Genomic DNA, 21,043 nt, shown 5'->3' on the forward strand with positions numbered 1-21,043 from the left:
CGCATGGCCATCACCCTTGCACAGGTCAATGCCGCGCCTGCCGATGAGGCGCTCAGGCTGCTCGACGGGCTGTATGAACACTCGCCCTGGGTCGCTGAGCAGGCACTCCAGGTGCGCCCTTTTGTATCGCTGGCACACCTCAAGTACAGCCTGGTCCAAGTGCTGGCTGAGGCAGGCCGCGAGGCACAGGTCGCGCTGATACGCGCCCACCCCGAACTCGCCGGCAAGGCAATGGTGAGCCAGAGCCTTACGGCGGAGTCAAGCCATGAGCAAGGCAAGGCCGGCCTCACGCAATGCACACCCGAAGAATTCGCCACGCTGCAGCAGCTCAACAGCGACTACAACGCCAAATTCGGTTTTCCCTTTATCCTGGCCGTGCGTGGCCCGCGTGGCACCGGACTGAACAAGCGGCAGATCATCGACACCTTCAGCCGGCGCCTGCAAAACCACCCCGAGTTCGAGCTTCAGGAAAACCTGCGAAACATCCACCGCGTGGTCGAGCTGCGCATCAACGACAAGTTCGGCGCCGAGCCCATCGAGGGCAACGCCGTGTGGGACTGGCATGAGCAGATGGCGCAGTTCAGCGACCCGGGCTATGCCGAGAAGGGCCAGCTGACCGTTACCTACCTCTCAGACGCGCATCGCGCCTGCGCCGCCTTCATCAGCCAGACCATGCGCGACTGCGGTTTTGACGAGGTGCGCATCGATGCCGTGGGCAATGTGGTGGGCATTTACCGCGCGGACACGCTCCCGGCCAAAACACTGCTGACCGGCAGCCACTACGACACCGTGCGCAATGGCGGCAAGTACGACGGGCGCCTCGGCATCTTCGTGCCCATGGCCTGCGTGAAGGCCTTGCACCAGCGCGGCGAGCGCCTGCCCTTCCACATTGAAGTGGTGGGCTTTGCCGAGGAGGAAGGCCAGCGCTACAAGGCCACCTTTCTTGGCTCCGGCGCACTCACCGGTGACTTCAAGCCCGAGTGGCTGGACCAGAAAGACGCGGCAGGCATCACCATGCGCGAGGCCATGCAACAGGCCGGGCTGGACCCGGCAGCGATTCCGGCCATACGCCGCAAGGCAGACGACTACCTCGGCTTTGTCGAGGTCCACATCGAGCAGGGGCCGGTGCTCAACGAGCTCAACATTCCGCTGGGCATCGTCACTTCCATCAACGGCAGCGTGCGCTACCTCTGCGAAATGGTGGGCACTGCCAGCCACGCCGGCACCACGCCAATGAACCGCCGCCGCGATGCCGCCGTTGCCGTGGCGGAGCTCGCCCTCTACATGGAGAAGCGCGCTGCACAGGATGGCGACTTGGTCGCCACCATCGGCATGCTGCAGGTGCCCAACGGGTCCATCAATGTGGTGCCGGGGCGCTGTCACTTTTCGCTCGACATGCGTGCACCCGACGACGCGCAGCGCGACGCGATGGTCGCCGACGTGCTGGCCGAACTGCAGGCCATCTGCGCGCGCCGCGGCGTGCACTGCAGCACAGAGCTGACCGAGCGTGCTGCCGCCGCCCCGAGCGCCACCGTGTGGCAGCAGCGCTGGGAACGGGCCGTGAGCGCGCTTGGTCTGCCGCTGCACCGCATGCCCAGCGGCGCTGGACACGACGCGATGAAACTGCACAAGGTGATGCCGCAGGCCATGCTGTTTGTGCGCGGCGAGAACTCCGGCATCAGCCACAATCCGCTGGAGAGCAGCACCAGCGACGACATCCAGCTGGCCATCACCGCCTTCAGCCATCTGCTGACCCAACTGGCCAGTGATACCTCATGACCGCCTTGACCAACCATACTGGCCCAGCCAAAGACTACCCCAAAGACTACAGGTTGCTCGACCAGTGGATCGACGCGCACTTCGACGAGGAAGTGCGCTTCCTGCAGGAGCTGGTCCGCGTGCCGACCGACACGCCTCCCGGCAACAACGCTCCGCATGCCGACCGCACGGCCGAGCTGTTGCAGGCCTTTGGCTTTGTGGCTGAAAAACACGCGGTGCCTGCAGCCGAAGTTCAGGCCGCCGGAATGGCGTCCATCACCAACCTGATCGTGCGCCGGCCTTACGGAGCGCCCGGCAGCGGCCCGGTGATTGCCCTCAATGCCCATGGCGATGTGGTGCCGCCTGGCGATGGCTGGCAGCACGACCCGTATGGCGGCGAGATCGAGAACGGGCAGATCTACGGCCGCGCCACAGCGGTCAGCAAGGGCGACTTTGCGAGCTTCACCTTTGCCGTGCGTGCGCTCGAATCGCTGGGCGCCTCGCTCACAGGTGGCGTGGAGCTGCATTTCACCTATGACGAGGAATTTGGCGGCGAACTCGGCCCTGGCTGGCTGCTGCGCCAAGGCCTCACCCGCCCCGACCTGCTGATCGCCGCCGGTTTTTCCTACGAGGTGGTCACTGCGCACAACGGCTGCCTGCAGATGGAAGTCACCGCGCACGGCAAGATGGCGCACGCCGCGATTCCGCACACCGGCGTCGATGCGCTGCAGGGCGCGGTCGCCATCCTGAATGCGCTGTACGCGCAGAACACCGCCTACAAGACAATCACCTCCAGCGTCGAAGGCATCACCCACCCCTACCTGAATGTCGGTCGCATCGAAGGCGGCACCAACACCAACGTGGTGCCCGGCAAGGTCAGCTTCAAGCTGGACCGCCGGATGATTCCGGAAGAGAACCCGAAGGAGGTCGAGGCCAGTATCCGCCGCGTGATCAGCGAGGCAGCCGCTGCCTGCCCGGGCATCACGGTGGATATCAAACGCCTGTTGCTGGCCCGGTCCATGCGGCCGCTGCCAGGCAACCAGCCGCTGGTGCAGGCCATTCAGACCCACGGTGAAGCCCTGTTCGGCCAGCCGATTCCCGCCATGGGCACGCCGCTCTACACCGACGTGCGCCTCTATGCCGAAGCAGGCATTCCGGGCGTCATCTACGGTGCCGGGCCGCGCACCGTGCTGGAGTCCAATGCCAAGCGTGCCGACGAACATCTGGCACTGGAGGACCTTCGCCGTGCGACCAAGGTCATCGCCCGCACGCTGCGGGATCTGCTGGGCCCGCAGTGAACGATGGATTGGTTGGCATGAAACAGCACCCCGCCCTTCCGCTGTGGTCCATCGTCGCGCCGGTGGTGGGTTGCCTGCTGCTGGCTGGCACGGCGCTGGATCTGGGCGACAGCGTGGGTGTCATCTACAAAGTGCTGGTGGCGGTCGGTCTGCTGGCCTGTGTGCTCGCCGCCGTGCATCACGCCGAGGTGGTCGCGCACCGGGTCGGTGAGCCTTACGGCACGCTGGTGCTGGCGATTGCGGTCACCGTGATCGAAGTCGCGCTGATCGTCTCGCTGATGCTGGCCGGTGGTGCTGCCACCGCTGCGCTGGCGCGTGACACCGTGTTTGCGGCGGTGATGATCATCCTCAACGGCATCATGGGCCTGTGTCTGCTGGCCGGCGGCAGCCGCCACGGCGAGCAGACCTTCAGCCTGTACGGCGTCAGCGCCTCATTGGCCACGCTGGCCGCCATCGTGGTGCTGACGCTGGTACTGCCCAATTACACCACCAGCGTGCCGGGGCCAACCTACAGCCCCAGCCAGCTCGGCTTCATTGCCATTGTTTCGCTGGTGCTCTATGGCACGTTTGTGCTGGTGCAGACGGTGCGGCACCGCGACTATTTCCTGCCGCCAAACGCGGGCAGCAATGAGGATCTGCATGCCCAGCCGCCCGGCAAGCGGGCAGCCATGGCCAGTGCGGGGCTGCTGCTGGTGTGTCTGGTGGCCGTGGTTCTGCTGGCCAAATCGCTGGCGCCCACGATTGAGGCCGCGGTTGCAGCCGCCGGTGCGCCGGCGGCTCTGGTCGGCATCATCATCGCGGCGGTGGTGCTGCTGCCCGAGGGTCTCGCGGCCCTGCGCGCGGCCCGGGCCAACCGCCTGCAGACCAGCCTGAACCTGGCACTCGGCTCGGCGCTGGCCAGCATTGGCCTGACGATTCCGGCGGTGGCCATCGTCTCCTTGGCGACAGGCTGGACGCTCACGCTGGGCATCGACGTCAAGTCATCGGTGCTGTTGCTGCTCTCGCTGCTGGTGGCCACGCTGTCACTGGGAACCGGCCGCACCACGGTGCTGCAGGGCACAGTGCACCTGGTGTTGTTCGCGGTGTACCTGTTCACCACCATCGTCCCGTGATACCCCGGCCGCCGGGGCGCCAAGGGTATTCCGGGTGAAGACGGACGCACGGCGTTGGCGATAATCCTGCGATAGGGCCGACGGGTACGCCGTTCGGGCATCTTTCTTGCTCGTTTTGGCCGGTGACATCCACGCTTTTCCATGCCTTTTCATGCTTTTCCAATCGTGACGTTTTCAGGGAGATTTTCATGATCCACAGCCTCTTTCGCTCCATTTCTCGCCCTATTTCTCAACCCATTTCGCGCCGTACCCTGGCCGCCCTGCTCGCCGTGGCCGCCATGGGCTCCGCGCAGGCCCAGAACACCCCCATCAAGTTCCAGCTCGACTGGCGTTTTGAGGGGCCAGCAGCGCTCTTTCTCACGCCGGTGGCCAAGGGCTACTTCAAGGACAACAAGCTCGACGTGACGGTGGACGCCGGCAACGGCTCTGGCGGCGCCGTGACCCGCGTGGCGTCGGGTACCTACGACATGGGCTTTGCCGACATGGCGTCGCTGATGGAGTTCCACGCCAACAATCCCGACGCACCCAACAAGCCGGTCGCCGTGATGGTGGTCTACAACAACACGCCGGCATCGGTGATGGCGTTGAAAAAATCGGGCATCACCAAGCCGTCGGACCTGAGCGGCAAGAAGATGGGCGCTCCGGTGTTTGATGCGGGTCGCCGCGCCTTCCCGGTGTTTGCCAAGGCCAACAACATCACAGGCTTCCAGTGGACCGCGATGGACCCGCCACTGCGCGAGACCATGCTGGCCCGCGGCGATGTCGATGCCATCACCGGCTTCACCTTCACCTCCCTGCTGAACCTGGAAGCGCGCGGCGTGAAAGCCGAAGACGTGGTGGTGCTGCCCTATGCCGAATTCGGCGTGAAGCACTACGGCAACGTGGTGATTGCATCGCCCAAGCTGGTCCGCGAGAACCCCGCCGCCGTCAAGGCTTTCCTGCAGGCCCTGGCCCGCGGCGTGAAGGACGTGGTGGCTGACCCGGCAGCCGCGATTGAATTCGTGAAGGCCCGCGACGGCATCATCAACGTGCCACTTGAGGTGCGCCGCTTACGCCTCGCCATCGACACCGTGGTCAACAGCTCAGACGCCCGCGCCGAAGGCTTCGGCCAGGTGAGGCTGCCGCGCCTGACGCTGATGGCGTCGCAGGTGTCGGACGCCTTCAACACCAAGACCCGTGTCGACCCGGCACAGATCTGGAACCCCGCCTTCCTGCCCAGTGCCGCCGAGCTGAATGTCCTGCCGAAAAAATAAGGCGGCGGGTTCGCCATGACGCCATCGGTGCCATCCATGCCATCGATACCGAATGGCGCGTCCTTTGTCGACTTTCAGGGCGTGTGGCTCGCCTACAGCGAGGAAGCGCTGGCGCGCCAGCAGTTCGCTGTGGAGGCCATCGACCTGCAGGTGACCCAGGGCGAGTTCATCGCCATCGTCGGGCCATCGGGTTGCGGCAAGTCCACCTTCATGAAACTGGCCACGGGCCTGAAGATGCCTTCGCGCGGCCGGATCCGCATTGACGGGCAGCCCGTGACCGGGCCGCTGAAGATCTCAGGCATGGCGTTTCAGGCGCCGTCGCTCTTGCCCTGGCGCACCACGCTCGACAACGTGCTGCTGCCGCTCGAAATCGTCGAGCCTTACCGCAGCCAGTTCAAGTCGCAGCGCCCGGCCTATGAAGATCGGGCGCGTGGGCTGCTGAAAAAGGTGGGGCTGGCGGGCTACGAAGACAAGTTCCCCTGGCAACTGTCGGGCGGCATGCAGCAGCGCGCAAGCATCTGCCGGGCCTTGATCCACGAGCCGCGTATGCTGCTGCTCGATGAACCCTTCGGCGCGCTCGACGCCTTCACGCGCGAGGAGCTCTGGTGCATCCTGCGTGACCTCTGGACCGAGCAGCGCTTCAACGTGATTCTGGTCACCCACGATCTGCGCGAGTCGGTGTTCCTGGCCGACACCGTGTACGTGATGAGCAAAAGCCCGGGCCGCTTTGTGGTGCGCCGCGAGATCGACCTGCCCCGCCCACGCGACCTCGAAGTGACCTACACGGCCGCCTTCACCGACATCGTGCACGAACTGCGCGGCCACATTGGCGCCATCCGCCAGACCGGAGCCAGCGCATGAACAACAAACGCCTCGAACGCTGGGCGCCGTGGGTGCTGCTGGTGCTGGTACTGGCCCTGTGGCAGGCGGTATGCAGCGCTTTTGCCATTCCCGAATTCATCTTCCCGGCACCTTGGGTGATTGGCCAGGCGATGGTCGAGTTTGCCGGCCCCATCGGCGAAGCGGCGTGGAAGACCTTCTGGGTCACACTCTGCGGATTCGGCATCTCCATCCTCGTGGGCGTGCTGCTGGGTTTTCTGGTCGGCTCGTCGCGGCTGGCCTATGCGGCGGTCTACCCGCTGCTGGTCGCCTTCAATGCGGTACCAAAGGCCGCCATCGTGCCGATCCTGATCGTCTGGTTCGGTATCGGCGTGGGGCCCGGCATCCTCACCGCTTTTCTGATTTCGTTTTTCCCGATCACCGTGAACATGGCCACTGGCCTGGCCACGCTCGAGCCAGAGCTGGAAGACGTTTTGCGCGTGCTGGGCGCCAAGCGCTGGGATGTGCTGGTCAAGGTCGGCCTGCCGCGATCCATGCCCTACTTCTTTGCCTCACTCAAGGTCGCGATCACGTTGGCCTTTGTCGGCACCGTGCTGGCCGAGATGACCGCCGGCGACTCCGGCATCGGCTACCTGATGCAAAGCGCCGGCTCACAGCAGCGACTGGCGCTGGCCTTTGCCGGGCTGGTGGTGATTGGTGCCATGGCGATGGCGATGTATGAGTTGTTCAGCTACATCGAGAAGCACACGACGGGGTGGGCGCATCGGGGGTCGCAGGGGGGTTGAGGTTTTTCTCTGACTGAGGGCGTGTCTCGATGGTCTGAGGCCGGGACTCACCCCGGCGGGCGACTTACTTTCTCTTGCTTCGCCAAGAGAAAGTAAGCAAAGAGAAGGCGACCCGAAGTCTGGGTCCCTCCGCTTCGCTGCGGGCAACCTGTGCTGCTCGACTACGGCGGCAGTCCGCACAACTCGCCTTCGGCTCAAACAAGTGCGGCCTGACCCTCCGCCTCCATCTGCGCTGCTCGGCCCAGCCACACGGGGCAAGCGGGAACTGGAAGCCATACAACAAGGACACGCCAAGGCGTGTCTTGTGGAGCCCGATTCCGCTTCTCTGGTTTTCAATCCCTTGTGAATGCGCCGAGGAGCGCAGGGCCAGGCGGATCAGGGCTGGCGTTGTCTGAGCCGAAGGCGAGTTTAGCCAGACCCCGGCTGGACCGAGCACCACAGGTTGCCCGTAGCGAAGCGAAGGGACGCAGGCACCAGGGTCGCCTTTCTTTTGGGTACTTTTCTTTGGCGAAGCAAAGAAAAGTACCTCGCCAGCCGGGGCGAATCCCGGCCTCAGGCCTCAATAAAACCCAGAAGCAGCTACAAAAAAATCAATCCACAACCCTCTTCAACCGAATCTCCTCCAACTTCGCAGTCCCAAACGGCACCGTCTTGAGCGAAGGCATTTCCCGCTTGAAACCCGCCGCCTGCTCAAAGAACCGCAACGCGCGCTCGTTGCGCAGCAGCACCCACGCAGTCACTGTCGTGCAGCCCTCTTCCTTCAGGCCGTCGCGCGCGCCGTCCCACAAGGCCAGACCGGCGCCCTCGCCCCAGCGGGACGGGGCCACATACAGCGCCCAGATCTCGCCCACGGTGGACTTGGTGCCTGCATCGCGGGAGCGGTCAAAGCCGACGAAACCGACGACCTCGTCGCCTGCGGTGGCGACCAGCACCTGCGGTTCGCTGTACTCGATGGCCTCGCGCCAGTAGGCCAGGCGCTTGGCCACCGTGATCTTGCTGAGGTGATCGTCGGGCATCAGGTCCTTATAGGCGGCCTGCCAGGTGGAGACGTGGATATCGGCGATGGCCTGGGCATCGCGAGAGGTGGCAGGGCGAACGGAATAGGTGGTCATGAAAAGCGTCACAGTAAGAAAAAGACAGAAGGCCGCCAGCGGCATTGCGCCAGAAGGAGCCAACCCGAAATTGTCGCTGCAAATCGGCAAACGCTTGGGGCTGGCTCCAGGCCCGCATGCTGCTGGCAGCGGCTGCGTTAAATTGAGGGCCTGATGCCTGCACCCCTCTTCACCCCGCCGCCGGACGCCGCCTCAAGTCCCTCTGGCCCCTCTGCACACCAGGTCAGGCTGGCCGGGGACGGTACAGGCTTTGAAGCGCCCGGCTCGCAGACACTGCTGGTTTCAGCCGAGGCTGCAGGCCTGCCCTGGCCCAGTTCCTGCCGCAACGGCACCTGCCGGACCTGCATGCGGCTGGCGGTGGGCGGCCAGGTCACCTACCGGATCGCTTGGCCAGGCCTCAGCGCCGAGGAAAAGAGCGAAGGCTGGATTCTGCCTTGTGTAGCCTATCCAGCCTCTGACCTGCTGCTTCAGGACCCGCCACCGGACGCCGGCATTTGAGCGTTTGATAGCCTTCGCCCGCCTCGCTGGACGCGACACCCCCTTGATCCTGGTCAATTGCCCGGATGTAAGTAGATGTGAAAATAAGCCAGCGGAGAGCAGATGCTGCCGGCGCGGCCGCCGCCGTGCCAGCAAGGCGCAGAGGCACTGACAAAAGGCCCGAACACCGAAGGAGCATGGTTTCATGCGTTTAAAGGCTTTGATGGGGTCCGTGCTGGCACGCCTCAATCTGGTGCCGCTGGTCGTCGTGCTGACCAGTCTGGCGCCCATCGGAATGATCTGGCACGTGACCCTGGAGCGCGCTGCGTACGAGGAGTCCGAGGCCGTGCGCCAGGAATTCCTGAACAACGCCAATCTCGCGGCAGGGATCGAGCAGCACACCAACCTGACCCTGAAGAACATTGAACAGACGTTCAATCTCGTCGAGGCCGATTACAGGGCGCTGGGCTCACAGGCCAATCCGGCGCAAAGCGTGGCCAGGGGTGCGGGCAGCTTCAAGCACTTCACCTACCTGGCGGTGATCGACACGCTCGGCCGGGTGAGCGCCGGGCCCGACAGCCCGGTGCCCGTCAATGCCTCCGACCGGGTCTACTTCAAGCACCACAAGGCGGTGAACGACTCGGCGCTTTTCATTGCGCCTCCGGCTTTCGGCCGGGTGTCCGGCCGATGGTCCATCCACATCACGCGCCGCCTCAATGCCGCTGACGGGAGTTTCGCCGGCCTGATCGTGGGCGCGGTGGAGCCGGCCTACTTTGCCAATTTCTATCTGCAGACCGACGTGGGTGAGCAAGGCACCGTCGCGCTGGTGGGACTGGACGGATTCGTCCGTGCACGGCGGACCGGCAAGCAGGTGAGCCTGGGGCAGAACGTCATCAAGGGTGAACTGCTGACGATGCAGCGCACCCGGCCCGAGGGCAGCCTGGTCACGGACAGCGTGATCGACCAGGTGACGCGGTACATCAGCTACAAGACGCTGGCCGACTACCCTCTGGTCGTGGCGGTCGCCACGGCGCAGCAGGAGGTGATGACGCCTGTGAAGGCCCGCAGGGACACCTACTACATGGCGGCCAGCGTGGCCACGGCGACCCTGCTCGCCATGGGCGGCATTCTCCTGTGGCTGTTGCATCGCCAGCAGGTGCTGCAGATGGCGGCACGCAAGTCAGAGGCGCTGCAGCGCGCGACGTTCAATCTGGCAGCGGTCGGTATCGCCCACATCAGTGTGGACGGGACCTGCATCGACGTGAACGGCAAGCTGTGCGACATGCTCGGCCATGCGCGCGACGGGTTCATCGGTCATCCGGTCTATGCCCATGTCCATCCCGAGGACCGGGACGGGTACCAGCTTTTTTTCGAGAGCCTGCGGACATCCCCGGAGCAGTCGCGCCCCGATACCGTCGAGATACGCTATCTGCACCGCAATGGCTCGGTGGTCTGGGGGCTGTGCTCCGTCGCGCTGGTCCTGCAGGTGGACGACAGCGCAAGCTACTTCATTGCCTCTGTGCTCGACGTCACCGAACGCCGGCAGGTTGAACTGAGCCTGCGCGAGCGAGACCGGCAGCTGGCTGCCTCGTTCGACTACTCGGGGATCGGCATGGCGCTGATCCGGCTCGACGGCAGCTGGCTGAAGGTCAATCGCGCACTGTGCCGCATGATCGGATACACCGAAGCCGCGTTACTCGCCATACCGTTCCACGACCTCACCCTAGAAGCAGACCGTGCCGCTTCAGTGCGACAGTGCGGAGAGCTACTCACCAGCGGCCGCGAGCAGTTCCAGACGGAGCTGCGCTACAGGCATCGCCAGGGCCGCATCGTGTGGGTGTCGCTCACCGTGTCGGTGGTGCGCGACGACGAGGGCCAGCCGGCGCATCTGGTCGCCCATGTGCAGGACATCACCCGCAACAAGCAGGCCGAAGAGGAGATCGTCCAACTCAATGCGAGACTGGAGGAAAGGGTGAGGCAGCGCACCGGCCAGTTGCAGATTGCAACGCGGGAGCTGACCGACTTCTCGTACTCGATGGCGCACGACTTGAGGCAACCGCTCAGCTCCATCATGGGTTTCAGTGAACTGCTCACGCGTGAGCTCGGCCAGCAACTGGGCGAGCGTGGCGAACACTGCCTGACCCGCATCAAGGCGGGTGTGCAGCAGATCGGCGAATCCACCGATGCACTGCTCCTGCTGGTGCGGCTGTCCACGCTGCAGTTGCGCTGGGAGAAGGTGGACCTGTCTCAGATGGCGCAGGGACTGGTCGCGCGCCGGGCCAGACTGGAGCCACAGCGCGACGCACGTGTCCAGATCCAGCAGGGGCTGGAAGTGACGGGCGATCCGACGCTGCTGTCGGTGGTGATGGACAACCTGATCAGCAACGCGTGGAAGTTCAGCTCCAGGATGGATAAGACGATCATCGAGATTGGCAGTGAGATCGGTAGCCAGACCGGCGGCGACAACCGGCCGGTTTACTTCGTCAGGGATCAGGGTGCGGGCTTTGATATGGCGTATATCGAGAAGCTTTTCGGCAATTTCCAGCGCCTGCATTCGCCCAGTGAGTTTGAAGGCACCGGCATCGGCCTGGCCAGCGCCCAGCGAATCATCATGCGGCACGGCGGCCGCATCTGGGCGCGCTCGGAGCCGGGCAAGGGCGCCACCTTTTACTTCACGCTGGGCGATGCGCCCTTGCAGCCGCTTCAACCGGTGAATGAAGAAAGCCCATAAAGGCAACCGCCGCTGAATTGGCCATCTCATGACCATCCCATGCGGCGGGACTGGCGCAGGCAAAGTGGCAGCAGGCTTACCTCGGCCAGTCTGGCTTGCCACGAGAGCCTGTGGGCGCTGGCCCGTCACCACAAAGCCCCAAATCGGTGCATCAACACCATGCAATGAGCGTGATTAATTACCTGTTCAAAACGTAACCAATTGTCATAATTTGATACAGGGAATTACAAAACCGCGCAGGCAAAGCGATGGCGGCTTGTTGTGTGGTGAAGGCTCAACAGAGGCCCGGTTGAACCAGGAGCGCACGGTGTGCGATATCCATGACATTTCGGGTGTTTTCGGGCTGGATCTCGAATCGGCTCACGCTGGTGTCGCTGATCGTGATTCTCATGAGCGTGGCACCCGTGGCGATGGAGTGGCGAGCCACCATGCAGCGCGCTGCCTACGAGGAGTCCGAGGCTGCTCGCGTTGAATTCCTGAATAACGCCAACCTGGCTGCAGCGATCGAGCAGCACACGCGCCGCACGCTGCAAAGCATCGATCTGGCATTTGATCTGGTCGAGGCTGACTTCCGGGCACGGGGCTCGCAGGCCAGACCACTCGAAACGGTTGCAAACGACGTCAACGGCTTTCGCGACTTCACCTACCTAGCGGTGGTGGATGCCTCGGGCAATGTCGCTGCCGGACCCGATGGCGCCACGCCGGTCAATGCATCTGACAGGGCTTACTTCAAGCACCACCAGTCGGTGAATGATTCGACGCTCTACATTGCACAACCGACACGGGGCCGGGTCTCCGGCAAGTGGTCCATCCACATCACCCGCCGACTGCAAACTGGCAACGGACGCTTTGCCGGGCTGATCGTCGGTGCTGTAGACCCTGCTTACTTCACCAACCACTACCTCAAGAGCGACGTGGGCGAACAGGGTGTGGTCGCGCTGGCAGGTCTTGACGGTGTGGTGCGGGCGCGGCGTGTGGGCAAGCAGGTCACCACCGGCAACGATGCCAGCAAGGGCGAGTTGCTGAGTTTGCAGCGCACCCAACCAGACGGCAATGCGCTCAGCAAGAGCGTGATTGACGGCGTCACGCGCTACGTCAGCTACCGTACGTTGACGGACTACCCCCTCTTCGTGGCAGTCGGCACGGCCCAGTCGGAAGTCATGGCGCCAGTGAAGAAGCGGCGCCATACCTACTATCTTGCAGCGGGCGTGGTCACCTTCACCTCCCTCTTTTTCGGTGCTGTGCTGCTGTGGCTCATTCACCACCAGCAGGCCCTGCTGATGACAGCCCGCAGATCCGAGGCGCTGCAGCGGACGGCATTCAACCTGGCCGCTGTGGGCATCGCCCACGTTGATCTGAATGGCAACTGCATCGAGGTCAATGACAAGTACTGCGAGATGCTGGGCCATTCACCCGGCAGCTTCGTCGGCCAGTCCGTGTTTGCCCATGTGCACCCTGAAGACCGGGACGAGTACCAGCTGTTCTTCGAGAACCTGCGTGCCGCGCCTGAGCAAGCGCTGTCGGACACCTCCGAAGTCCGTTACCTGCACCGCGATGGCTCTGTGGTGTGGGGCTTGTGTTCGGTGGCGCTGGTACTCCGGCTCAACGACAGTGCCAGCTATTTCATCGCATCGGTCCAGGACATCACCGAGCGCAAGCAGGTGGCCATGGCCCTGCGGGAACGCGACCGCCAACTGGCCAGTGCGTTTGAGCATTCAGCCATCGGCATGGCCCTGACACGCATTGATGGCAGCTGGCTCAAGGTGAATCGGGCGCTTTCCCGCATGATTGGCTACACAGAAGCCGAGCTCCTGGCCTCGTCGTTCCAGGAGTTCACGCTGGAAGAGGACAGGCCGGCGTCGCTTGAAGCCTATCGCCGGTTGCCCACCAGCGGGAAAGAGTACTTTCAGCTGGAAAAGCGTTACCGCCACCGCGAGGGGCACGTGGTGTGGGTGTCGCTCACAGTGTCGTTGGTGCGGGACGATGACGGCAAGCCGCTCCACCTGATCGCGCAGGTGCAGGACATTACCCGGAGCAAGCAGTTCGAGGAAGAGATTGTCTGGCTCAACGTCGATCTGGAGGACCGGGTCAAGCAACGGACCCGACAGCTGCAGGTTGCCACGCGGGAGCTGACCGATTTTTCGTATTCGATGGCACACGACCTGCGCCAGCCGCTGAGCTCCATCATGGGCTTCAGCGAGCTGCTGCAACGCGAGGTGGCCGAGCAGCTGGGCGAACGCGGCAAGCGTTACCTCGACCGTATACGGGCGGGCGTGGAGCAGATCGGCGAGTCCACCGACGCGCTGCTTTTGCTGGCGCGCCTGTCCACCCTGCAGCTGCGCTGGGAGAAAGTCGATCTCTCGCTGATGGCGCAGGGTCTGGTCGCACGCCGGGCCAAGCTGGAGCCGCGGCGCACAGCCAAAGTGCAAATCCAGCGGTCTATGGATGTAATGGGTGATCCGAAGCTGCTGTCCTTGGTCATGGACAACCTGATCAGCAACGCCTGGAAGTTCAGCTCCAGGATGGATCAGACCGTCATCGAGATCGGCAGCGAGAGCGGTGACGACGATGGCGACAAGAGCGACGACAACAGGCCGGTTTACTTCGTCAGGGACCAGGGTGCGGGCTTTGACATGGCTTACATCGAAAAGCTCTTCGGTAACTTCCAGCGCCTGCATTCGCCCAGTGAGTTCGAAGGCACCGGCATCGGCCTGGCAAGCGCCCAGCGGATCATCATGCGGCACGGCGGCCGCATCTGGGCGCGCTCGGAGCCGGGCAAAGGCGCCACCTTTTACTTCACGCTGGGTGATGCACCCTTGCAGCCGCTGCAGCCGGTGAGTGAAGAAGGCACATGAACCACAACAGCAGCCAAGGCACCATCGCAGCCGAGGGCACCGTCGTGGGCATTCCCTTCTGAACCCGCGGGCCTCCGCGCCCTGCAGGGCAGGCTCAGGCAAAATATCGACGTGCCCTCAAGGCAACCCGGCCATGAACTCCCCTTCCGACACCTGCCCACCCGCCCTGCCGTCCGGCCCGCACGGCGAGCCAGAGGCGGCGAAGCCGGAGATGACCTCACCGGAAACCATCGCATCCACCGGGCCGGGCACCCACAAGCGCCTGTGGGTACTGGCGCTCGGCACTGCCACCGCGTGGCATCTGGACCCGGCACTGGTCGAGCTGGCCGACATGATTGCAATGACCGCCTGCGCCAACAACAAATCACTGGCACGCGACAGCATCGCGCAGATGCGGGCCAAGGCCAACAGCCTGCGCGCGCAGATTCCGCCGCTGTCTGCCAGCGCACTCGCCAAGGTGGTGCGGCGCGCCGAGGCCGCTTGCGGTGCCGTGCTCGACAAGGGCGCGCGGGTGCACGAGGTACAAACCAGCTGGGAGCACTTTCTGACCTGTGTGCGGGTTCGTCACGAGGACGGCCCGCGCCGCTGACGAGCAGCTTTCACATCATTTCCGGTACACCACCATGAACCCGTTTTCACCGGCTGGCACTGTCAGCCGCGTCACCTCGTTGCAGCAGACACTCCGTCGTGCTACCGCCGTTGTGGCGCTGTCGTGGCTTTGCTGGCTGCCAGCTGCGCCTGTCAGCGCAGCGCCGTTTGAAGACACCATGGCCCAGCGACTGATCGCCTGCACCGCCTGCCATGGTCCGCAAGGACGCGCAGCCCCCGATGGCTACTACCCCCGGCTGGCGGGCAAGCCGGCGGGTTATCTGTACAACCAGTTGCTCAACTTCCGTGAGGGACGTCGCCACTACGGCCTGATGACTCAGCTGCTCACGCCGCTGGGCGGCCCGGCAGGCGACGCCTACCTGATGGAGATGGCCCAGTATTTTTCGCGCCTTGAAGTGCCCTACCCGGCGCCCACACCATCGGGCGCGTCGGCAGAAACACTGAACCGGGGCCGGCAACTGGTCATGGAAGGAGACAAGGCGCGTCAGGTGCCGGCCTGCGTGCAATGCCATGGCCAGAGCATGACCGGCGTTTCGCCCAACGCACCGGGGTTGCTGGGCCTGCCGCGCGACTACCTCAACGCACAGCTGGGCGCCTGGAAAAACGGCCAGCGCCGCGCCCATGCGCCCGACTGCATGCGGGACGTGGTGTCACGCCTGAGCATGGACGACATCAACGCCGTCACCCACTGGCTGGCCGCACAAACCCTGCCCGCCGTGACCCGACCTGCCAACGCGGCGCCTCCGCCGGTCGCAGGCGTACCCGCCATTGCGTGTGGCAGTGCGCCTGTGCCTGCAGGGGTCAAGCCATGAAAAGACTGCTCAAATGGCTGGCCGGTTTGAGCGTAGCGGCCGGTGTGCTGGCTGCGGTGGTGTGGACGCTCAACATCCAGGACGAGGTGGATGTGAATGCACCTGTCGCTGCAGCCGCACCCAGCGAACAACAGATCGCGCGCGGTGCCTATCTGGCCCGCGCTGGCAACTGCGCTGGCTGCCACACCGCGCCCGGCGGCGCAGACTATGCCGGCGGCAAAGGCATACCGACACCGTTTGGCACCGTGTTCACATCGAACCTGACGCCCGACGACAAGACCGGCATTGGCAGCTGGTCGCCAGCCCATTTCTGGCGCGCCATGCACAACGGGCGCTCCAAAGACGGCCGCCTGCTCTACCCCGCGTTTCCGTACACCAACTACACACAGGTCACGCGGGAAGACTCCGACGCCCTGTTTGCCTACCTCGGCAGCCTGCCGCCCGTGGTGCAGCCCAACCAGCCGCATGGCCTGCAGTTCCCCTTCCAGTCGCAGGCCGCACTGGCGGTGTGGCGTGCGCTGTATTTCCGGCCCGGCGTGTTTGAAGCCGACACCCGCCAAAGCATGGAGTGGAACCGCGGCGCTTACCTGGTGCAGGGCCTCGGTCACTGCAGTGCCTGCCACAGCGCACGCAATGCGCTGGGCGCCACCACGCAAGGGCTGAACCTCGCGGGCGGCCTGATTCCCATGCAGAACTGGTACGCGCCCTCACTCAGCTCGCCGCAGGAGGCTGGCGTGGCAGGCTGGCGCGAAGCCGACATCGTGAGCCTGCTGCAGCACGGTGTGTCGCCGCAGGCATCGGTGGCCGGACCGATGGCCGAGGTGGTGCTGCGAAGCACGCAGCACCTGAGCGCCAGCGACTTGGGCGCCATGGCGAAATACCTGCAGCAGCTGCCGGGCACACCCGTCGCTACAGCACCGCAGCCAGCAGCAGCCAAAGTAACACCAGGCACTGCCGCCAAGGGCGCCAAACTGTATGAGCAGCATTGCGCCCAGTGCCACGGTGCCAGCGGCGAAGGCGTGCCCAAGGCCTACCCCGCGCTGGCCGGCAACCGCGCGGTGACGATGACACAAACCGTCAATCTGGTGCAGATCGTCCTCGCGGGTGGCTACGCCCCAGCCACCGAAGGCAACCCCCGCCCCTTCGGAATGCCCCCCTTTGTGCTGGTGATGAACGACGAAGACATTGCCACCGTACTGACCCACATCCGCAACGCCTGGGGCAACCAGGCCAGCGAAGTAACCCCCATCGAAGTCAATCGCATTCGCGCCAACTCCGCGCGTTAGCCGCTTCTTTCTATATGGGACCCGTGAGAACCACCTGGCCCAGAAGACATCCTTCGACGAGCTCAGGACGAACGGAATTCAACAAGTCGAGGGGCGAAGCGAGGGGGTATTCAAACCAGTGGAGCCGTGGAGCCGGCTTTGCCGGTCCACAGGCGGGCGGCCCCTCGGGGGCAGGGAGCTACACGAAGTGAGCGACCGTGGGGCTCACATTTTGTCCCGTTGAGCCAAAGCCGGAAACCAGCGCAGCCACAAGGCAGCCACCAGCAGCGTGCCAATGCCGCCCAGCACCACCGAACCCACGGGGCCCAGCCACGCGGCAGTGGCGCCCGACTCGAATTCGCCGAGCTGGTTCGAGGCACCAATGAACACCGAGTTGACCGCGCTGACGCGGCCACGCATGTCATCGGGCGTTTCAATCTGCATCAGCGTCTGGCGCACCACCACACTCACCATGTCGGCAATGCCTGAGACCGCCAGCGCCAGCAGCGACAGCACAAAGCTGGTCGACAGGCCAAACACCAGCATGCACACGCCATACACCGCCACCGCGGTCAGCATGGTGCGGCCAACGCGGCGCTCCAGCGGCCAGCGCGTCAGCACGGCCGATGCCAGCAGCGCACCCACCGCAGGCGCTGCACGCAGCAGCCCCAGACCCCAGGGGCCGACATGCAGGATGTCCTTGGCAAACATCGGCAGCAAGGCCACAGCGCCGCCCAGCAGCACCGCAAAGAGATCGAGCGACACCGCACCCAGCAAAGCCTTGCGTTGCCAGACGAATACCGCGCCCGCGAACAGGGTGTGCAAGGTGACCGGCTCGCGCGGCGGTGGCACATGGGTGTAGCGCAGCAGCAAGACCAGCACGCAGCCAATGGCAAACAGCGCCGCGCAGGTGGCATACACCGCTGTCGCACCCGCCACAAAAATCACGCCGCCCAGCGCCGGCCCACCGATCACCGAGGCCTGCATGCCCGCAGAGCTGAAGGCCATGGCACGCGGCAGCATCACGGGTGGCACCAGCGTGGGCGTGAGCGCCTGCTGTGCCGGCATCTGGAAAGCGCGCACCATGCCCAACACCACCGACAGCGCCAGCAAAAGATCTCGCGAGACCCAGCCCCCTCCACTGCCCGAGCCAGCGCCCCAGCCCAGCGTGGCGGCCACCAGCGTCATCGACACACCCGCCTGTGTGACCAGACACACCGCCACAATGCGGCCGCGGTGCACGCGGTCTGCCACCTGACCTGCCACCAGGGTCAGCAACAACGCGGGCAGGAACTGGTACAGGCCGACCAGCCCCAGATCCCATGCGCTACCCGTCAGCTCGTACATCTGCCATCCTACGGCCACCATCAGCATCTGGCTGCCCGTGGTGCCGAAAAGGCGGGCAAACCACATGCGCATGAAGGCACTCTGGCGGGTCAGGTCCTGAAAACTGGGGGAAGACATGGGCGGGTGGAGCTTAACAGCGGCCGCGACCCGGCTGGCGTGGGCAAGGCTGCAGGCACAGCGTTAACATGGGCAAACAACTACGCTAACAGAGGTGGACACAGACCGCCTGCAACCGGAGGGAATTCATGCACCGCATCGTGATCGTCGGAGGAGGTGCCGGCGGCCTGGCGCTGGCCACGCAGCTCGGCAAGCGTCTGGGCAAAAAGAAGCTGGCCGACATCACGCTGGTCGATGCGGCGCGCACCCATGTGTGGAAGCCACTGCTACACCAGCTCGCCGCCGGCAGCTTTGACACCCATGCCGAGGAAATCGAATACCTCGCGCAGGCCCGCTGGAACCATTTCAAGTTCAGACTGGGCAGCCTTACCGGGGTGGACCGGCAGACCAAAACAATCCAGCTGGCGGCGAGCCACGACGAGGCTGGGCGCGAAATCACGCCCGCGCAGCAGCTCGGCTACGACACCCTGGTGATCGCCGTGGGCAGCCAGACCAACGACTTCGGAACCCTGGGCGCCGCCGAACACACCATCAAGCTCGACAGCCCGCAGGCCGCCAAGCACTTCAATGACCGGCTCATCAATGCCTGCATCCGCGCGCAAACCGTCCCCCGCGTGGCGGGCAGCGGGCGCCTGACGATTGCCATCGTCGGTGGCGGCGCCACTGGCGTCGAGCTGGCGGCCGAGCTGCATGCCTCGGCGCGGGTGCTGGCCAACTTCGGCTTTGACCACATCCACCCGGAGAAGGATTTGCAGATCGTGCTGGTCGAGGCCGCACCGCGCCTGCTGGCGCAGTTGCCGGAACGGCTCAGCGAGTCGGCGCTGCGCGAGTTGCGCAAGCTCTCGATTGAGGTGCACACCAATGAAAAGGTGGTCGAAGTCACGGCCGGCAGCCTGAAGATGGCCAGCGGCAAGGTAATCGCGTCGAGCATCATGGTGTGGGCGGCGGGCGTGAAGGCGCCCGAGTTCCTCACCACCATCGGCAATGGCGATCCGCTGGAGACTACGCGCCTGAACCAGTTGCTCGTCAACGGCAACCTGCAGACCACGCGCGACCCGCACATCTACGCCTTTGGCGACTGCGCCGCCTGCCAGCAACCCGACGGCAGCTGGGTGCCGCCGCGCGCGCAGGCGGCCTACCAGCAGGCGATGTATCTGGCCCGCCACCTGCAGGAACTGATTGATGGCAAGACCGTCGCGCCGTATCTCTACAAGGACCAGGGCTCACTGATTTCGCTGTCGGAATACTCGTCGGTCGGCAGCCTGATGGGCAGCCTGAGCCACGGCAGTTTTTTTGTCGAAGGCCAGCTCGCCAAGTTCATGTACTGGGGCCTGCACAAGCAGCACCAGCTGGCGCTGGGCGGCTTCAAGAAGACGGCGCTGATCACGCTGTCTGAAATGCTGGACCGCACCTATCGCCCACGCATCAAGTTGCACTGATAATTACCAGAATCCCTCAACAATCACCGGAGCACACCATGGCCAAAGGTCAGCAAAACAACAACAAGATGGTCAAGAAACCCAAGAAGGACACCTCACCGCCCAAGCCGGTGTCGCCAGACGCTGTGCGCCCGACCATCGTCACCCAGGTGCCGGTGCGCGGTAAACTGAAAAACAAATAGGGCAAAGACGCGTGGGGGCCTTATGAATGATCCTCTGCATGGGATCACGCTGGAAGCCATGGTCACCGCGCTGGCAGCCCACTACGGCTGGGAAGACCTCGGCCAGCGCATCCCCATCCGCTGCTTCATCAGCGAGCCGAGCGTGTCGTCCAGCCTGAAGTTCCTGCGCAAGACGCCATGGGCGAGAGAGAAGGTCGAGGGTCTCTACCTCTTCATGCTGCGCGAAGTCAAACGCAGCCAGCCCACCGCACACAACTTTCCCCCGCCAAAAGCTGGCAAGCCACCCGGCAAACCGCCTGGCAAGCCACCGTCCGCCGGCCTTTGACTGGCGCGGCCGGCATACCCATGGCCACACCTCGCAACCTGACGTCACCCGGCGACACACCACTCGCCCTGGTGCATGCCGACGACAGCCTGCTGGTCTTCAACAAACCCGCTGGCCTGCTCTCGGTGCCCGGACGCGGCGATGACAAGCAGGATTGCTTGAGCGCTCGGGTGCAGGCCCATTACCCCGAAGCCCTGGTGGTGCACCGGCTGGACATGGCCACCTCGGGGCTGATGCTGATGGCGCGCAGTGCGGCGATGCAGCGAGCGCTCAGCGCGCTGTTTGCGACGCGGCAGATGCACAAGTGCTACGCCGCGGTGGTCGACGGCAACATGACACCACCCCACACCGCAGACGGCTGGGGCCTGATTGATCTGCCGATCGCCGTAGACTGGCCGCGCCGGCCGCTGCGCATCATCGACAGCGTGAACGGCAAACCCAGCCAGACGCGCTGGCGCACGTTGTCGTTCGACGATACCAGCCAAAGCACGCGGGTCGAGCTTGAACCCCTCACCGGTCGATCGCACCAGCTGCGCGTGCACCTGCAGGCGCTGGGCCATGCCATCTTGGGTGATTCACTTTACGCCACCCCTGCCGCACAGGCCAAATCACCCCGCTTGCTGCTGCATGCCTGCGCCTTGAAGTTCGTCCATCCCGCCACTGGCGAGCCGTTGGCTTTTCAAAGCATTCCCGACTTTTGACGCCAGCTTGTCGAACGCGGTAATC

The 21,043-nt window shown here is 64.4% G+C and carries 18 protein-coding genes; 16 read left to right on the plus strand and 2 right to left on the minus strand.

From position 1 onward, the window contains the following. Window positions 1–3: 3 nt before the first annotated feature. The 6 genes from uraD (at window position 4) to AAG793_RS07170 (ending at window position 7,046) form a co-directional block, all read left to right on the plus strand. Entirely contained in the window at window positions 4–1,779 is a 1,776-nt protein-coding gene (gene uraD / locus AAG793_RS07145) for a 2-oxo-4-hydroxy-4-carboxy-5-ureidoimidazoline decarboxylase (protein WP_341906131.1), read from the plus strand. After that, a complete protein-coding gene (locus tag AAG793_RS07150) occupies window positions 1,776–3,056 on the plus strand; it encodes a M20/M25/M40 family metallo-hydrolase (protein ID WP_341906134.1) in 1,281 nt (426 codons plus the stop codon). Before uraD ends, AAG793_RS07150 begins: the two co-directional genes overlap by 4 nt. A 17-nt stretch (window positions 3,057–3,073) precedes the next feature. After that, window positions 3,074–4,168: an ionic transporter y4hA gene (locus tag AAG793_RS07155; RefSeq protein ID WP_341906137.1), complete on the plus strand. Its 1,095-nt coding sequence runs from the start codon at window positions 3,074–3,076 to the stop codon at window positions 4,166–4,168. A 278-nt stretch (window positions 4,169–4,446) separates the two neighbouring features. Further along, window positions 4,447–5,421, plus strand: a complete 975-nt coding sequence (locus AAG793_RS07160) for an ABC transporter substrate-binding protein (RefSeq protein WP_341907645.1) — start codon at window positions 4,447–4,449, stop codon at window positions 5,419–5,421. Between the two features lie 36 nt (window positions 5,422–5,457). Then, entirely contained in the window at window positions 5,458–6,282 is an 825-nt protein-coding gene (locus AAG793_RS07165) for an ABC transporter ATP-binding protein (RefSeq protein ID WP_341906140.1), read from the plus strand. Continuing rightward, a complete protein-coding gene (locus AAG793_RS07170) occupies window positions 6,279–7,046 on the plus strand; it encodes an ABC transporter permease (RefSeq protein ID WP_341906143.1) in 768 nt (255 codons plus the stop codon). The genes AAG793_RS07165 and AAG793_RS07170 overlap by 4 nt, the downstream gene beginning before the upstream one ends. Window positions 7,047–7,636: 590 nt before the next feature. Here AAG793_RS07170 and AAG793_RS07175 read toward each other — a convergent pair. Continuing rightward, window positions 7,637–8,158, minus strand: coding sequence for a GNAT family N-acetyltransferase (locus tag AAG793_RS07175; RefSeq protein WP_341906146.1), 522 nt, complete (start codon window positions 8,156–8,158; stop codon window positions 7,637–7,639). Window positions 8,159–8,311: 153 nt separating this feature from the next. Here AAG793_RS07175 and AAG793_RS07180 point away from each other — a divergent pair, with 153 nt between their 5' ends. From AAG793_RS07180 to AAG793_RS07205, 6 genes are all read left to right on the plus strand, one after another. After that, window positions 8,312–8,656, plus strand: a complete 345-nt coding sequence (locus AAG793_RS07180) for a 2Fe-2S iron-sulfur cluster binding domain-containing protein (protein ID WP_341906148.1) — start codon at window positions 8,312–8,314, stop codon at window positions 8,654–8,656. A 184-nt stretch (window positions 8,657–8,840) separates the two neighbouring features. After that, a complete protein-coding gene (locus AAG793_RS07185; RefSeq protein ID WP_341906151.1) occupies window positions 8,841–11,366 on the plus strand; it encodes a PAS domain S-box protein in 2,526 nt (841 codons plus the stop codon). 320 nt (window positions 11,367–11,686) lie between these two features. Further along, window positions 11,687–14,221: a PAS domain S-box protein gene (locus tag AAG793_RS07190; RefSeq protein ID WP_341906153.1), complete on the plus strand. Its 2,535-nt coding sequence runs from the start codon at window positions 11,687–11,689 to the stop codon at window positions 14,219–14,221. 133 nt (window positions 14,222–14,354) lie between these two features. After that, entirely contained in the window at window positions 14,355–14,810 is a 456-nt protein-coding gene (locus AAG793_RS07195) for a hypothetical protein (RefSeq protein ID WP_341906156.1), read from the plus strand. 178 nt (window positions 14,811–14,988) lie between these two features. Next, complete coding sequence (locus AAG793_RS07200; RefSeq protein WP_341907648.1) at window positions 14,989–15,642, plus strand: c-type cytochrome; 654 nt, start codon at window positions 14,989–14,991, stop codon at window positions 15,640–15,642. Beyond that, complete coding sequence (locus tag AAG793_RS07205; RefSeq protein ID WP_341906158.1) at window positions 15,639–16,928, plus strand: cytochrome c; 1,290 nt, start codon at window positions 15,639–15,641, stop codon at window positions 16,926–16,928. Before AAG793_RS07200 ends, AAG793_RS07205 begins: the two co-directional genes overlap by 4 nt. A gap of 204 nt (window positions 16,929–17,132) precedes the next feature. Here the strand turns inward: AAG793_RS07205 and AAG793_RS07210 are convergent, their stop codons facing one another. Further along, complete coding sequence (locus AAG793_RS07210) at window positions 17,133–18,371, minus strand: MFS transporter (RefSeq protein WP_341906160.1); 1,239 nt, start codon at window positions 18,369–18,371, stop codon at window positions 17,133–17,135. 128 nt (window positions 18,372–18,499) lie between these two features. Here AAG793_RS07210 and AAG793_RS07215 point away from each other — a divergent pair, with 128 nt between their 5' ends. Genes AAG793_RS07215 through AAG793_RS07230 form a run of 4 tightly spaced genes read left to right on the plus strand, consistent with a single transcriptional unit; the run spans window position 18,500 to window position 21,018 of the window. Next, window positions 18,500–19,810: an NAD(P)/FAD-dependent oxidoreductase gene (locus tag AAG793_RS07215; RefSeq protein ID WP_341906164.1), complete on the plus strand. Its 1,311-nt coding sequence runs from the start codon at window positions 18,500–18,502 to the stop codon at window positions 19,808–19,810. Between the two features lie 38 nt (window positions 19,811–19,848). Next, window positions 19,849–19,992 carry a hypothetical protein gene (locus AAG793_RS07220; protein ID WP_341906166.1) on the plus strand — a complete coding sequence of 48 codons (144 nt, stop codon included), beginning with the start codon at window positions 19,849–19,851 and terminating at the stop codon, window positions 19,990–19,992. A 22-nt stretch (window positions 19,993–20,014) separates the two neighbouring features. Beyond that, window positions 20,015–20,317: a VF530 family protein gene (locus AAG793_RS07225; protein ID WP_341906167.1), complete on the plus strand. Its 303-nt coding sequence runs from the start codon at window positions 20,015–20,017 to the stop codon at window positions 20,315–20,317. Between the two features lie 20 nt (window positions 20,318–20,337). Continuing rightward, the gene (locus AAG793_RS07230) at window positions 20,338–21,018 is read left to right on the plus strand and encodes an RluA family pseudouridine synthase (RefSeq protein ID WP_341906171.1); all 681 of its coding nucleotides are present in this window, start codon (window positions 20,338–20,340) and stop codon (window positions 21,016–21,018) included. Window positions 21,019–21,043: the final 25 nt, after the last annotated feature.

The organism is Polaromonas sp. YR568, from assembly GCF_943372955.1.
GTDB lineage: Bacteria > Pseudomonadota > Gammaproteobacteria > Burkholderiales > Burkholderiaceae_C > Polaromonas.